This window comes from Chromohalobacter sarecensis, from assembly GCF_023061135.1.
Lineage (GTDB): Bacteria > Pseudomonadota > Gammaproteobacteria > Pseudomonadales > Halomonadaceae > Chromohalobacter > Chromohalobacter sarecensis.
Genome location: NZ_JAKGAN010000005.1, coordinates 112,396 through 126,191, shown reverse-complemented (window position 1 = coordinate 126,191; position 13,796 = coordinate 112,396). Strand labels below are relative to the sequence as shown.

The 13,796-nt window shown below is 61.8% G+C and carries 15 protein-coding genes; 7 read left to right on the top strand and 8 right to left on the bottom strand.

Going from position 1 to position 13,796, the window contains the following annotated elements:
• Nucleotides 1–189: 189 nt before the first annotated feature.
• From L1071_RS09715 to L1071_RS09705, 3 genes are all read right to left on the bottom strand, one after another.
• Nucleotides 190–1,524 (bottom strand): MFS transporter, encoded by a 1,335-nt coding sequence (locus L1071_RS09715; protein WP_246973721.1) that lies wholly within the window; start codon nucleotides 1,522–1,524, stop codon nucleotides 190–192.
• Between the two features lie 110 nt (nucleotides 1,525–1,634).
• Entirely contained in the window at nucleotides 1,635–2,978 is a 1,344-nt protein-coding gene (locus L1071_RS09710) for a PepSY-associated TM helix domain-containing protein (protein ID WP_246973718.1), read from the bottom strand.
• 111 nt (nucleotides 2,979–3,089) lie between these two features.
• Nucleotides 3,090–3,482, bottom strand: coding sequence for a DUF2946 domain-containing protein (locus L1071_RS09705; protein ID WP_246973715.1), 393 nt, complete (start codon nucleotides 3,480–3,482; stop codon nucleotides 3,090–3,092).
• 271 nt (nucleotides 3,483–3,753) lie between these two features.
• Here L1071_RS09705 and L1071_RS09700 point away from each other — a divergent pair, with 271 nt between their 5' ends.
• The 4 genes from L1071_RS09700 (at nucleotide 3,754) to L1071_RS09685 (ending at nucleotide 6,711) form a co-directional block, all read left to right on the top strand.
• The gene (locus L1071_RS09700; protein ID WP_246973704.1) at nucleotides 3,754–4,104 is read left to right on the top strand and encodes a DUF427 domain-containing protein; all 351 of its coding nucleotides are present in this window, start codon (nucleotides 3,754–3,756) and stop codon (nucleotides 4,102–4,104) included.
• A gap of 95 nt (nucleotides 4,105–4,199) precedes the next feature.
• Entirely contained in the window at nucleotides 4,200–5,093 is an 894-nt protein-coding gene (gene rhtA, locus L1071_RS09695) for a threonine/homoserine exporter RhtA (RefSeq protein ID WP_246973702.1), read from the top strand.
• A 78-nt stretch (nucleotides 5,094–5,171) separates the two neighbouring features.
• Nucleotides 5,172–6,008, top strand: coding sequence for an AraC family transcriptional regulator (locus tag L1071_RS09690; protein ID WP_246973700.1), 837 nt, complete (start codon nucleotides 5,172–5,174; stop codon nucleotides 6,006–6,008).
• A gap of 85 nt (nucleotides 6,009–6,093) precedes the next feature.
• A complete protein-coding gene (locus L1071_RS09685; RefSeq protein ID WP_246973690.1) occupies nucleotides 6,094–6,711 on the top strand; it encodes a LysE family translocator in 618 nt (205 codons plus the stop codon).
• Between the two features lie 48 nt (nucleotides 6,712–6,759).
• Here L1071_RS09685 and L1071_RS09680 read toward each other — a convergent pair whose 3' ends face one another.
• The 3 genes from L1071_RS09680 to ampC all read right to left on the bottom strand — a co-directional run bounded on the left by L1071_RS09680 (nucleotide 6,760) and on the right by ampC (nucleotide 8,606).
• On the bottom strand, nucleotides 6,760–7,035 hold the full coding sequence (locus L1071_RS09680; RefSeq protein ID WP_246973688.1) for a type II toxin-antitoxin system RelE/ParE family toxin: 276 nt from the start codon (nucleotides 7,033–7,035) through the stop codon (nucleotides 6,760–6,762).
• On the bottom strand, nucleotides 7,032–7,229 hold the full coding sequence (gene relB, locus L1071_RS09675; RefSeq protein WP_246973685.1) for a type II toxin-antitoxin system RelB family antitoxin: 198 nt from the start codon (nucleotides 7,227–7,229) through the stop codon (nucleotides 7,032–7,034). Before relB ends, L1071_RS09680 begins: the two co-directional genes overlap by 4 nt.
• Nucleotides 7,230–7,439: 210 nt before the next feature.
• Nucleotides 7,440–8,606 carry a class C beta-lactamase gene (gene ampC / locus L1071_RS09670; protein WP_246973683.1) on the bottom strand — a complete coding sequence of 389 codons (1,167 nt, stop codon included), beginning with the start codon at nucleotides 8,604–8,606 and terminating at the stop codon, nucleotides 7,440–7,442.
• Nucleotides 8,607–8,825: 219 nt separating this feature from the next.
• Here ampC and zigA point away from each other — a divergent pair, with 219 nt between their 5' ends.
• Both zigA and folE2 read left to right on the top strand, forming a co-directional pair.
• A complete protein-coding gene (zigA, locus tag L1071_RS09665) occupies nucleotides 8,826–10,058 on the top strand; it encodes a zinc metallochaperone GTPase ZigA (protein WP_246899615.1) in 1,233 nt (410 codons plus the stop codon).
• Nucleotides 10,059–10,061: 3 nt separating this feature from the next.
• A complete protein-coding gene (gene folE2 / locus L1071_RS09660) occupies nucleotides 10,062–10,970 on the top strand; it encodes a GTP cyclohydrolase FolE2 (RefSeq protein WP_378110244.1) in 909 nt (302 codons plus the stop codon).
• A 68-nt stretch (nucleotides 10,971–11,038) separates the two neighbouring features.
• Here the strand turns inward: folE2 and L1071_RS09655 are convergent, their stop codons facing one another.
• Entirely contained in the window at nucleotides 11,039–11,872 is an 834-nt protein-coding gene (locus tag L1071_RS09655; RefSeq protein ID WP_246973680.1) for a metal ABC transporter permease, read from the bottom strand.
• Entirely contained in the window at nucleotides 11,869–12,591 is a 723-nt protein-coding gene (locus tag L1071_RS09650; RefSeq protein WP_246973662.1) for a metal ABC transporter ATP-binding protein, read from the bottom strand. Before L1071_RS09650 ends, L1071_RS09655 begins: the two co-directional genes overlap by 4 nt.
• 146 nt (nucleotides 12,592–12,737) lie before the next feature.
• On the opposite strand from L1071_RS09650, the gene L1071_RS09645 reads away from it, so the two are divergent.
• Nucleotides 12,738–13,715 (top strand): zinc ABC transporter substrate-binding protein, encoded by a 978-nt coding sequence (locus L1071_RS09645; RefSeq protein ID WP_246973651.1) that lies wholly within the window; start codon nucleotides 12,738–12,740, stop codon nucleotides 13,713–13,715.
• Nucleotides 13,716–13,796: the final 81 nt, after the last annotated feature.

Sequence of the window (13,796 nt, the reverse complement as noted above, 5' to 3'; positions counted from 1 at the left end):
GGCTTGTGACAAACGACAAGGAAAAAACGTGCCGTTTGCGGTAAAACGTTGAAGTAACAAGACTCTACATGATGTTACAGCACGCCTTGCACGCCATTCCTCTTGATATTACGCCATTCGATTCACCGAAACGGTGCACCTATCGCATGCTACGCACCTAAAGGAAGCATTCGCTCAGCCATCCCTCCGTCAGACCGGCCCTTGGCCACTATCATCATCTGCTTCCGGTTCCGCCTCCATTTCCAGCGCCAGCTCCAGTTGCCCTTCTTCCTGCGCGGCTTCTTCCGTCCAGGCCGTGCCCAGCGGCGTGGTATCTGAGGCCACCATCACGTAGTGGCCCTGCTCTGGCGATGCGCTAGTCGGGTAATAACGAATGCAGTAGAGCCCGAACAACACCATGACGATATGCATGACGGCCAGGTCCCAAAGGAAACCGTCCGGCCCCAGCCATTCCATTAGCACGCCGGCGCTGGCCGGTCCCAGAATCGCGCCGATACCCAACGCCAGGACGAGACTCGCGCTGGCCGCAACGGTCTGCTGGTCGGTGAGGAAGTCGTTGGCGCAGGCCAGGAAGATTGAGTAAAGCGTAAGCGTCGTCGCACCCAATAGTGCGCCGAGCAGGGTCAGCGCCAGGGGCGACCAGCCGCTGACGAGCGCGCCGACCAGCGCCAGCAGCACCGCGACCAGCGCGACGCCGACGATCACCCATTGCCGGTCAGCCTTGTCGGATAGCTTGCCCAACGGCCACTGCAATATCGCGCCACCGAAGATGAATGCGCCCATGAAGACCGACACCTGCGCGACGCTCAAGCCACTGTTGGTAGCGAACACGGCGCCCATGCCAAAGACCGCGCCATTGGTGATGCCGGTCATGAAACAGCCCACCGTCCCCAACGGCGAGAGCCGGTACAGCGCGCGCAGGCTCATCGCCTCGGGTTGGCTGAGCTCGGGCTGCGGCGTGTAGCTAATCAAGATCGGCACCAGGGCCAGCGACACCAGGATCGACACCAGCAGAAACAACGCCATGCCCGACGGGTCGGCGCTGCCAAGTAGCAGTTGCCCACCGCCCATGCCGAGGTAACTGATCACCATATAGATCGCCAGCAGGCGCCCGCGCAGACGGTTGGAGGCGTAGCCGTTCAGCCAACTCTCGGCGACGACATAAAGCCCCGCGTACGTGAAACCGGTGACGAAGCGCATGGCCGCCCAGACCATCGGCTCGACGAACAAGGCGTGGATCAGAATCGCCACTGAGGTGATCGACGCCAGCGCCGCGAAGACCCGCACATGCCCTACCTCGCGCAGCTTGCGTGGCGTCAGCACCGAGCCCAACAGGAAGCCGACGAAGTAGGACGACATCACCAGCCCCGTCACCGTGTTGCCGAAATCCGCTGCCGACGCCCGCACCCCGAGCAGTGAGCCCTGCAAGCCATTGCCCATCATCAGAAGCCCCACGCCAAGCAACAGCGTCCATAGGCTCCAGGCGGCGGAAAGGGTCGTGGGGCGAGCGGAGGCAGCGTTCATCGCGTCGATCCTGGTCGGAGAGAGAACATACTCCCCTTCAGGATAATACCCCGTCCTGGCGAGGGATATGGCGCGGTCGTCCACCAAGGCGACCGCGCCGCCACCCCGGACTAGACGGCCGCCACCCCACGCCGGACACTGAACCGACGCACCAGTGCATCCACCACCGCCATGACGATCATCGAGGCGCCCACCAGCGGGAAGATGACGCCACCGATGGCGAGCAACGCCAGCACGCCGCGCAGTCGGCGAGGATCCTTGGGTTCAGGGGGAATTCCCAGCTTGCCGCTGGGTCGGCGCTTCCACCACATCACGCCCGAAGAGACGCACAGCAGCACGATCCCCGCGCAGGCCAGCGCTAGAATCAGCTGATTGGCGAGCCCGTACTGCTGGCCCATATGGACGTTGATGCCCCACTCCAGCGACTTGCCCAGCGGGCCGTAGTCGGCATAGTTCATATCCAGAAGCGGCTCGCCGCTGTACTGATCCAGATGCACGACGCGCTGCCGTGACAAATCGTCGGGGTAGATCGAGCCGGTATAGACCCCGCTAGGGTCGCTCGGCAGGCTGACGGCATAGCCGGGCGCGAGCCCCAGATCGTCGAACGTCCGTACTGCGCCGTTCAGGCCGATGCTCTGCGCGTCCGCGCCCCCGGGCGTCGATTCCGGCAACTGCGCCTGCTCCAGCGACCAGGTCGTCTTCTCCCGCTCCGCCAGCCGTTCGTCGGAGAGCGGCACGTTGACACGCACCCCGTCCGGATAACCGAAATTGTGGCCGTTGGCGAGCTCATTGACCTTGCTACCCCAGACCGTGGTCCAGGGCATCCCGGTCACGGCGAGAAAGAGAATGAAGCCAGCCACGAAGAGCCCGGTAACGGCGTGAAGATCGCGCCAGAAGAGCCGCTTCGCCGGGGTCGCGCGTACCGTCATCACGCCCCCGCGCCGTCCGCGTGGCCACCACAAGTAGAGCCCGGTCAGTACCAGCAGGATCGACCAGCCGCCGACGATCTCGATGATCATGCTGGCCGTCTCGCCGAAGTAGCTGAGGCTGTGGATAGACCGCACGATCCACATCACGCTGCCGCGATAGGCCGTCGTGCCGGTAACTTCACCGGTATAAGGGTCGACGTAGACGGCTTGCTTGCCGTCGGCGGTGGTGATGTCAACCTCCGACGCAAGATTGGGCGCTGCCGGCGGCACGTAGCGGAATGCCTCGCCGGGATGTGCCGCCACGGCGGCATCGAGCTGTTGCTGCGGCGCTACCGTGGGCGACGACTGTGCCTCGACGCGCACGATGTCCGCGTTGAGCCACTGGTCGATCTCATCCTTGAAGAGATACAGCCCACCGGTCACCGCCAGCGAGATCAGAAAGGGAATCGCGATGAGACCCGCGTAGAAATGCCAACGCCAGACCGACCGATAAAGGTCGCTGGCGTCACGTGAAGAACGAGACATGAAGCCCCCGCATAGCGTGCCGTTGGCTACCGACAGGTAGCCGAATCCATCGTTGGTCGACGACCCTGAGCATGCGTCGATATGCACACGCCTGGCTCGGATCGAGACCGCTTAGACGTGACGAAAAACGGGAGGTGGGGCGCGGGTCAGTGCATTAGGGAAGGTGGTCGCCACGGCCTGGGATGCAAGTACCCTCGGCACGCGCGGCGCAATGACGGCGGTATTGTCCGGTAAAGGGGCATTGGAAGCCCCCTCGATGACCGGGAAATGGCCGAATAACGAGCAATAAGCACACTGATCGTGAAGCCCGACCGACTCGATATGGCCGCTGGACGGCGCACCCTGCCCACCGTCAGCGTGCATCATCCTGTGCGCGGGCATCGAATCATCCCGCAGGGACGCGCTGGCCTGGCCTATCACCGGGCCGCAGATGACCAGCAGCATGGCGAACAGACTCAGCCAAGCAGTGAGACGACGCGTGGATGTGCGCGAGAAAAAGAACATGGAATCGGCCGGGGGATTGTCAGACGCGTGCCATACTAGCGCAGCCCTGTGCCAAACACAGCCAGATGATTGCGCGTGCTCATGGTGTATCCGATGCCATGCGCACGCACCCCGGGTCAGAGGCGGCCTGCGGCGCTATGATGCAAGGCAAGGTGCGACAATCCGTCTCGCGGGAAGACCGAGTATCGAGTCACTGCATGCCGAGACTGCCGTGAAACGCGCACTCGCTGGATCCCCCTTATCGGCAGACACTCAATAGTCGGGAGGCCTCATGCCCGCGGACACCACGCAAGACCGCATCAGCCTGCACCCCCACACGCGTCGCGTTCGAGTATGGGACGGCGACACGCTGCTCGCCGACAGCACCCGCGCCATCGAGCTTCGCGAGCGCGGTTATCCCCCGCGTCAGTACCTGCCCCAAAGCGACGTACACATGGGCCACTTGAAGCGCTCCGAAACCGTAACCCACTGCCCCTTCAAGGGCGACGCCACGTACTACAGCGTTGACGAGCACCACGATGTCGCCTGGCAATACGCCAACCCGCTGGCGAAGATGGCAGCGATTGCCGGCCGTCTGGCGTTCGATGACACGGCGTTAGATGTCCGCGTAGAGACGGCGTAGTCTAGACGCTTTAATTTTGAATGCGTGTTCTAGGCATGTGAGGACGGGCCTGGCGTCATCAGGGAAGTATCATGTTCCAGCACAAGGGAGGTGTCATGTCAGTCGCCATGCGCGAATTCGTGGCCAGAGTGTGGCCGGTGGCCATACTGATTGTGGCGATGTGCTCGATCCAGACCGGCGCCTCCATCGCCAAGACCCTGTTTCCGGTCATCGGCGCCACCGGCACGACCTCGATCCGCTTGATTCTCGCCGCGCTTATACTGCTGATCGTGATGCGGCCCTGGCGCCAGCGATTCAGCCGCCGCGCCTGGAAGTCGACCGTGATCTACGGCGTCGCCCTGGGCGTCATGAATCTGCTCTTCTACCAGGCGCTGCAGACCGTGCCGCTGGGTATCGCGGTGGCGTTGGAGTTCACCGGGCCATTGACGGTGGCGATGCTCTCCTCGCGACGCTGGCTGGATCTGCTATGGGTGGCATTTGCCGTGCTCGGCCTGGTGTTCCTTCTGCTGCTGGGCGACGACCGCAATGGCCCGATAGACCCTTATGGGGCGGCTTGCGCGCTGGGCGCTGGCGTCTGCTGGGCACTCTATATACTGTTCGGCCAGAAGGCAGGCTCGGTCAACGGCGCCCAAAGCGCCACGCTGGGCATTACCATTGCGGCGGTGGTGATCGCCCCTGTCGGGCTGATCGACGTCGGTCCAGCGATTTTCGCCCCGGAAGTACTACCGCTGGCGCTTGCCGTCGCCGTGCTGTCCACGGCCCTGCCCTACACGCTCGAAATGGTGGCGCTGCCACGCCTCCCTACCCAGACGTTCGGCACCTTGATGAGCCTGGAACCCGCGATCGGCGCACTTTCCGGCCTGCTGTTCCTGAGCCAACTCTTGAGCGGCCTGCAATGGCTGGCCATTGGCCTGATCATCGTCGCCTCGATCGGCACCACGCTGACGGTGCGCCGACGCGATACCTTCGAGACCCCGGTACCGGACTGATGCACGAACGTTCCAGACAAGCGTTGCGCGCACTGACATGCTAAACGGCTCAGCATGATGAGGGCGCAGGGGGATGAGATGACATCGACGAACTGGATCGACCTGCAGCAGGATGGCGATACGGGTATCGAGACGATCCGCGCGCACTTCGAGGGCCATGCCTACGACCCACACTGGCACGATAGCTATCTGGTCGGCTTCACCGAACAGGGCGTGCAGCAGTTTCACTGTCGGCGTTCGCGACACGATAGTACGCCGGGGCGTCTCTTCTTCGTCGAGCCGGGCGAGATTCACGACGGCCACGCGCCGACGCGTGGCGGCTTCACGTATTCCATGCTCTATCTTGACGCAGACTGGCTGCAACGCGAGCTGCATCAATTCGGCACGCCGGGCGTCGCTGCGGGAGAACCGGGATTCGCCTCGACCCTGGTCGACGACGCGTCATTGATCGCCGCCGTCGCTAACGCTTTCACTATGCTGCGCGCGCCGAGCACGCGGCTCCAGCGCGATGCCGCGCTCGATACGCTGCTGCAGGGCATGGTGCCGCACCTGGGCTGGCGTCAGCGACGCCGGGATGACGATCCGCGTCTGCCCCGTGTTGCGCGACGCGCCCAGGCGTATCTCCACGCCCATAGCAGTGACGATATCGGCCTGCAGACGCTCGCCGAGCATTGCGGCGTCGATCGTTTCCGCCTGACCCGCGCTTTCAAGGCTGCCTTCGGCCTGGCGCCCCATGCCTATCTGGTACAGCTGCGCTTGAGTCTCGCCCGCCAGCGGCTCGCCACAGGCGAATCACCCGCCGCCGTGGCCGGCGAACTCGGCTTCGCCGATCAGAGCCACCTGGGCCGCTGGTTTCGGCGTGCCTACGGTTTGACACCGGCCGACTATCGGCGCCGTTGCCGGCCACCGACCTGAGCCCACACGTCGCTGCTCAAACCTTCCAGACGCGAACGCCCACCGACGCCATAGTGGCAATTCCCTTCTTTTTGCGGAGTTCCCCATGTCGTCCTGGTTGCCCTTCACGCTTTTCGCCTTCGTCGCCTCGATCACGCCGGGACCGACCAACCTGCTGATTCTGACGCAAGGCTCACGCCGGGGCTGGAAGCGCGCGCTGCCCGCAGTATTCGGTGCCAGCCTGGCGGCCGCCATGATCGTGCTGGTCGTCGGCGGTGGCCTGGCAAATACGCTGCTTGCCTACCCCCGCGTTCGCCAGATCATGGCAATGCTCGGTGTCATATGGCTGAGCTGGCTAGCCTGGAAGCTCTATTGCAGCCCGCCACCGACGCTGGCAAACGACGCCTCCGACCGGGTACCGCACTTTGGCGCCTTGCAGGCCGCCGGGCTGCAACTGGTCAACCCCAAGACCTGGATGATGGCGCTCTCGGTGGTCAGTGTATTCACCGATGGCGCGTCGAGCACGGCGCACGTTGCCGTGTTGGCACTCATCTTCGGCGGCGTGGCCGTACCTTGCCTGGCGAGTTGGGCGCTGATGGGCAGCGGTGTCGCTCGGCTGTTCCGTACGACACGGCAGTGGCAATGGTTCAACCGAGGGCTGGCCCTTCTGCTGCTGGGTGTGGCGTGGTGGAGCCTGTTGATGCCGGGATCGGCAACGCCGTGAGGCGCATGCTATATCACACAAGATCCACATGAAGTGACGAAGAACCCATCATGGATAATTCTGGCGAGCGTGAACTACGGACGTGATCTCAATGCGGTCGGTTACTCGATAGACCACGATGAAGTTCGGATGAGCCACGATCTCCCGCGTGCCAGGCACGCGGCCAACCTGATGCAGATAGGGGTACTCAGCCACTGAGGCAATGGCTACCTCGAGGCGGGTGCGCAACCGTTGGGCGGCTTGGGGATCGCGTTCGGCAATATAGGTGATCAGTTCAAGCAGGTCGGCAATGGCATCGTCATGCCAGTGGATCAGTAGGCTCACAACTCTTTGTCATCCTGGCGCCGCTCTGCGGCGGCAATGATCCCATCGACCTTGGCCATGACCTGGTCATGGGACATCCCCTGACCTGGATTATCGAGGCTGTGCTGTACTTTGGCCCGGAACCAGCGATCATAGCTGTCGGCCTGCTCCTGGGTCGCAAACTCCGAGACGATAGGATCTAGCTGGATGCTCATAGGGGCTCCTCCTCTTACTTCCTCAAGTGTAAACAATTCTCCCTAGTTTGGCATTGCCAACGCCAAACTGCTCCACGGAGGAGCAGCGGCGTGGCCGGCTATTTCGTACGAGGCGGCAGTGGCAATGGTTCAACCGGGGGCTGGCCCTTCTACTGCTGGGTGTGGCGTGGTGGAGCCTGTTGATGCCGGGCTAAGACACGCATCACCCCACTACGGCACGTCGATCACGCCAAGGCCGGACAGGATGCGATAAGCCGCCTCAACGCGAGCGTCATTGGGATAGTTCTTGTTGGCCAGCATCACCAGCCCCGTCTGCTCGCCGGGCAGCATCACGACATAGCCGCCAAAGCCGTTGGTGGAGCCGGTCTTGTTGATCCAGACATCGTCACGCGGCGCTTGCGGCGGTTCGATCGCCTTGGCGGCGTTGGGGTCGAGGATCATGTCATAGCCGTTACCGGTCAGCAGCGTATCGAGCGCGACGGGGAGTGGGTACTGCTCCCAGATCAGATCCTGCGTCATGTCGCCGACTCGGTAATACCCCTGGCGAGTAGCGTCGATGGCCTGCTGTAGCTCGGCGCCGATCTCCGCGAGATGCAGGTTGGCCTGCACCAGCCTGGCCATATCGCCGGCGGTCGTCTTGATGCCGTAGGCTTCATCGTCGAGCACGCCCGGCGCCACGCGCATCGGCTGGCCGTCCTTGTTCTCACCCATGGCGTAATCAGCCATATGATCGTCGGGAACATCGTACCAGGTGTGCTGCAATCCCAGCGGCTCCAGCACATGCGCACGCATCGCGGGAACGAACTCGCTATCCAGACTCGCCGCCGTTTCCACGCCGAGTAGCCCGATACCGAGATTGGAGTAGGTGCGGACGTCGCCAATCGTTTCCGGCGGCTGCCACTGGCGGAACCAGCTCATCAGCGATGCACGGTCGGTCACCTCATCCGGCACGAACAGCGGCAGCCCACCGGTGGTGTGGGTGCCGAGGTTGAGGCCGCTGATCTCATCGAAGGCGCTGCCCTCGAGCGCGGGCAGATAGCGGCTGACCGGGGCATCGAGATCGAGCTTGCCCTGAACGGAGGCCTGGGAGGCGAGTGTCGCGGTGAACGTCTTGCTGAGCGAACCGATCTCGAACAGCGTGGCGCCGTCGACCGCTGAGCCGGTCTCGTGGTCGGCGATACCGTAATGGGAGATCGTCGTGCCTTGCGGCCCGACGAGGGCAACCGCCATACCGGGAATGTGTTGCGCCTCCATCAAGGATTCGACGATGGGGTCGAGCACCTCGCGAGCTTGATCGTCCATCGCGCCCTCCTGGGCCAGCGCCACGTTTCCCACACTCAGCAGCACCAGCGTCCCACCCAGCACGCATCCTTTCATTACGCTTCCCTTCTTGTGTCGATAAACCAAAACCCTGAACCGGTATCATGCGCCAAAAAAGTGACCGCTGGAACGGGCTCAGGCCACGTCATCGCCATGATGGCTATCTCAGTAATTACCAATTTGTTATGATATAACATGTTATTTAGTGCCGCCACGTCATAAGTGGGCGTCGAGTACATCACAGCGCTGCGCATACTAGGTAAGAGGAGAAACATCATGGCGTCATCGCAGAAAACACTCCCGGTCACCGTACTGTCCGGCTTTCTAGGGGCCGGCAAGACCACATTGCTCAACCACATTCTCGCCAACCGTGAAGGACGGCGCGTGGCAGTGATCGTCAACGATATGAGCGAGGTCAATATCGACGCCTCACTGATCCGCGGCGCGGCCACCGAAGAACAGGCGCCCGACGACACGGTGACGCTCAACCGAGCCGAAGAGCGCCTCGTCGAGATGAGCAATGGCTGCATCTGCTGCACCTTGCGCGAGGACTTGCTGGTCGAGGTGCGGCGTCTAGCCGCCGAGGAACGCTTCGACCATCTGGTGATCGAATCCACGGGCATTTCCGAACCATTGCCGGTAGCTGAGACCTTTACCTTTACGGACGAAGGCGGCCAGAGCCTCTCTCAGGTCGCCCGGCTGGATACGCTGGTCACCGTGGTGGATGGCGCCAATTTCCTTTCCCAATATCACGAGGCCCAGTCGTTGTCCGAGGCCGGAGAAAGCCTCGGCGAAGACGATGAACGCAATGTCGCCGACCTGCTGGTCGACCAAGTCGAGTTCTGCGATGTCTTGCTGATCAGCAAGACGGATCTGCTCGAAACCGAACAGCTAAATGAGCTGACGGCAGTGCTGCGCTCGCTCAATCCCGAGGCCGACTTGATCCCCATGGCGCATGGCCAGGTGCCGCTGGACAAGGTTCTGGATACCGGACGTTTCAGTTTCGAGCGCGCCCAGCAGGCACCGGGATGGTTGAAGGAAATGCGCGGCGAACACGTGCCGGAAACCGAGGAATACGGCATTTCGAGCTTCACTTACCATGCCCGGCGTCCTTTTCATCCACAGAAATTCTACGAGCTAATTCATGGCGATGGCTTCGACGCCACGCTGCTGCGCTCCAAGGGCTTCTTCTGGCTGGCCACACGGCCTCAATACGTTGGGCAGTGGAGCCAGGCCGGCGGCATCGCGCATTACGGTTTCGCGGGGATGTTCTGGAAAGCCGTACCCAAAGCGCACTGGCCCGACGACCCCGAGTATCGGGAGGCGATCATGGATAAATGGCAGGAACCCTTCGGCGACATGCGCCAGGAATTGGTCTTCATCGGTCAACGCCTGAATCAGTCACAAATGCGTCAAGCGCTCGATGCCTGCTTGTTGAGCGAAGAGGAAATGCTCGCCGGCAATGCGCACTGGCAGACATTGCCCGATCCTTTTCCAGCCTGGGACTGATACATGCAATCTACTATGAATGAGTCTGAATTAAGCGATGTGGCCAGCGGCTTGGCATCACAGGATGGCACGCTTGCATGGGTCGGCATGGAGAATATTGCCTTGCCTGTGCGTCTAACGGGCCAGCCTCTCAATGCCAGCGTGTCGGCCGGGGTTTCACTGGATGCTGCCGACGCGCGTGGCATCCATATGTCGCGTCTCTATCTGGCATTGGATGCCCTGGAGCACCAGGAGGTAACGCTATCGCGCGTGAGCACGGTATTGCAGCGCTTCCTGGATAGCCATGACGACTTATCCAGCACGGCGTTTCTCGATCTGAGCGGTGACGTCCTGATCAAGCGCCCTGCATTAATCAGCCCACGCGCGGGCTGGAAAGCGTACCCCTTTACGCTGCGCTGTCGCCAAGATGCATACGGCATGCAGGCGTCTCTCGAGATCACGATCGGCTATTCTTCGACCTGCCCCTGCTCGGCGGCCTTGGCGCAACAGTCGATCCAGCAGGCCTTCGACGAGGATTTCACCGACATGCCCGTCCATCACGCGGCCGTCAAGGCATGGCTGGGTAGCGAGCAAGGTATTCTGGCCACGCCGCACAGCCAGCGCAGCCAGGCGCACCTGTCGCTACGTCTGGTCGACGGCCTCGATACACTCCCCATCGAGGCACTGATCGATAACGTCGAGAATGCGCTGGGCACGGCCTTGCAGACGGCGGTCAAGCGCGTCGACGAACAGGCCTTCGCTCTGGCTAACGGCCAGAACTTGATGTTCTGCGAGGATGCGGCACGCCGCGTGCAGCATGCCCTGCGCGGACACGCAAACGTCCGCGGCTTCAAGGCTCGCATCGTGCATGCCGAAAGTCTGCATGCCCATGACGCGGTCGCTCGCACGGAATGGAATTGGACACCGGCCTGAGCATCGCGCCTTGCAACGACTCGCGACGCTTCGAATCCGCCATCGCCTGGATGGCGGATTCGATGTCTTTACGCGGACCGCTCCGGGCGCGCTGCCATGATGCGTAACGCCGTGCGCCAGACATACGCGACCACACTCGCCAAGGCAAACAGCGCGGCGGCAAGACTCACGATGGTGGGCCCCGTCGGTGTGTCGAACCAGTAGGCCGTTTGCAAACCACCGACGGCAGCCGCCACACCGATCATCGCCGCGACCACCACCATGCTTTCCGGCGTGCGGCTAAGCGTACGTGCCGCCGCTGCGGGAATGATCAACAAGGCAGCGATCAGCAATACGCCGACGACCTTCAAGGCAACGGCCACCACGATGGCCAGCGACAACGTAAGGATGAGCTGTTCGCGTTGCGGGTCAATACCACTGGCATGCGCCAGCTCCGCATTGAGTGTTGCGGTCAGCAGGCGCGACCAGCGCCATCCCATCAAGGCCATGACCAGGGCCGCGCCTCCCCAGATGACGGCAAGATCGGCCTTGCCGACGGCAAGAATATCGCCGAACAGGTAGGCCATCAGATCGATGCGTACGCCGGAAACGAAGGAGACCGCCACCAGGCCCAACGCCAGCGACGAATGTGCCATGACCCCCAATAGCGTATCCATGGCATACCCCTTGCCGCTCAGAAGCGACACGATCGTCGCCATAAGCAACGACACCACCAGCACGCCGGCGAAAATCGACGTCGACAGCAACAGAGCCAGCGCCACGCCCAGGATAGCCGCATGTGCGGTCGCATCACCGAAAAAGGCCATGCGCCGCCACACGACCAAACAACCCAGCGGCGCGGCCGCCAAGGCAACGCCCACGCCGGCCAGGGTGGCGCGTACCAGGAAGTCATCGAGTATCACGGGGCAATCTCCAAGTAGGGACGAGCATGGCGGTGACGGTATAGCGCCAAGGCGTCTTCGTCATCGAGGCCGAACATGGCGCGATATTCCGGTGAGGCGGCGACCCGCTCAGGCGTTCCCGCACAGCAGATGGAACGGTTCAGACACACCACGCGATCCGAGGCCCGCATCACGACATGCAGTTCGTGGCTGACCATCAGGACGGCGCATCCCAATTCTTGGCGTACCCGTTCGATCTGGCGATAGAAGTCGGCCATCCCCTGCTGATCGAGCCCCTGCGTCGCCTCGTCGAGAATCAATAGATCGGGAGACGAAAGCAACGCACGCGCCAGCAGAACGCGCTGAAACTGCCCGCCCGAGAGGTCGCTAATCTGGCTACTGGCCTGCTGAGTGACGCCCGCACGTTCGAGCGCTGTATCGATCTCATGCCTCGGTCGTCGCCGCGGAAGACGCATCAAGCGCGATACCGTCATCGGCAACGTCGCATCGAGGTGTAAACGTTGCGGCACATAGCCAATGACCATGCCCGGCGACTTGTCGATACAGCCGCGTTGCGGCACCAAGGCGCCGATAATGCTTTTCAGCAAGGTCGTCTTGCCCGAGCCGTTGGGTCCCACGATGGTGACGATTTCGCCCCGCTCGAGATCAAGGTGGATATCTTCCAACACGAGATGACCACCGAGGGCGAGATCCAGTTCAGCTATCGACAGTAGTCTCATGGGGAATCCGGATACATAAGTCGCTGCTCCACGAAGGGATGACCTCACGGATGAAAAGGAAGGGTTGCTCCTTGCACTATAAAATATGTTATAACATAACATATTGGTGTTCAATACTCGCTCACACACGCCTGGAGAACCGTCCGATGCATCGTTTCAGCCCCTACCTGGCCGCACTACTCATGTCGCCGGCTGCCGCCTACGCCGCTGTCCCTTCCGTTGCCGTGGATATCCCCCCGGTCTATTCGCTGGTCGATCGTGTGATGGGAGATCTAGGCTCCCCGCACCTACTGATCCAGCAGGGTGCATCCCCTCATCGCTATGCCATGCGCCCCTCGGAAGCCGAAGCGCTCGAGAACGCCGATGCCGTCTTTTGGATCGGCGAAGACCTGACCCCTTGGCTGACGCATTCGCTGGATACCCTGGGTGACGACGCCCTCAGCGTCGAACTGATGGACTTGCCCGAAACGCAGACACTCGAATACCGCCAGGGGGCCACCTTCGAAGCGCATCATCACGATCATGCCGACCACGATCATGGGCATAGCCACGACCACGACCACGACCACGACCATCAGCATCAGCATGATCACGCTCACGACGGGTTGAATCCCCATGCCTGGCTCGATCCCGAAAATGCACAGGCCTGGCTAGGTATCATTGCCGACTCCTTGGCCCAGCTCGATCCGGCACATGCGTCCACTTATCAGGAAAACGCACGCCTCGGTGAAGATGAGCTGGCAACACTGACAAAAGCGCTGCAACAGCAGCTCGCCAACGCTCACGATGCCGATTTCATCGTCTTTCACGATGCCTATCAGTATTTCGAGAACCGTTTCGATGTGGCGGCAGCGGGGGCGATTTCACTCGGGGATGCACGCAAACCCAGCCCGTCTCGTATCCAGGCACTCCACACCCTCGTCGAGAAGCACGACATCGACTGCGTGTTCAGCGAGCCTCAATACAATCCGGAACTGGTGAAAAGCGTATTCGGCGATACCGGGGTGAATACTTCCATCGTCATCGACCCGCTCGGCACCGACCTCACGCTGGGGAGCGAGCTTTACTCGCAGTTGCTGCACCAGCTTGCCGATGCCGTCTCGCAGTGCACCCAGGATGACTGATGGGATAGCGGTCATTTGCATCGAGCTACCCTATGCAGCATCATTTTTAGGTATGTTATAACATACAAAACGATTTACACT

Coding starts and splice junctions, on each gene's coding strand:
- ampC (WP_246973683.1), bottom strand. CDS start 8,606: ATGAAAGGATGCGTGCTGGGTGGGACGCTGGTGCTGCTGAGTGTGGGA.
- L1071_RS09650 (WP_246973662.1), bottom strand. CDS start 12,591: ATGAGACTACTGTCGATAGCTGAACTGGATCTCGCCCTCGGTGGTCAT.
- L1071_RS09705 (WP_246973715.1), bottom strand. CDS start 3,482: ATGTTCTTTTTCTCGCGCACATCCACGCGTCGTCTCACTGCTTGGCTG.
- folE2 (WP_378110244.1), top strand. CDS start 10,062: ATGCAATCTACTATGAATGAGTCTGAATTAAGCGATGTGGCCAGCGGC.
- zigA (WP_246899615.1), top strand. CDS start 8,826: ATGGCGTCATCGCAGAAAACACTCCCGGTCACCGTACTGTCCGGCTTT.
- rhtA (WP_246973702.1), top strand. CDS start 4,200: ATGTCAGTCGCCATGCGCGAATTCGTGGCCAGAGTGTGGCCGGTGGCC.
- L1071_RS09690 (WP_246973700.1), top strand. CDS start 5,172: ATGACATCGACGAACTGGATCGACCTGCAGCAGGATGGCGATACGGGT.
- L1071_RS09645 (WP_246973651.1), top strand. CDS start 12,738: ATGCATCGTTTCAGCCCCTACCTGGCCGCACTACTCATGTCGCCGGCT.
- L1071_RS09710 (WP_246973718.1), bottom strand. CDS start 2,978: ATGTCTCGTTCTTCACGTGACGCCAGCGACCTTTATCGGTCGGTCTGG.
- L1071_RS09700 (WP_246973704.1), top strand. CDS start 3,754: ATGCCCGCGGACACCACGCAAGACCGCATCAGCCTGCACCCCCACACG.
- L1071_RS09715 (WP_246973721.1), bottom strand. CDS start 1,524: ATGAACGCTGCCTCCGCTCGCCCCACGACCCTTTCCGCCGCCTGGAGC.
- L1071_RS09685 (WP_246973690.1), top strand. CDS start 6,094: ATGTCGTCCTGGTTGCCCTTCACGCTTTTCGCCTTCGTCGCCTCGATC.
- relB (WP_246973685.1), bottom strand. CDS start 7,229: ATGAGCATCCAGCTAGATCCTATCGTCTCGGAGTTTGCGACCCAGGAG.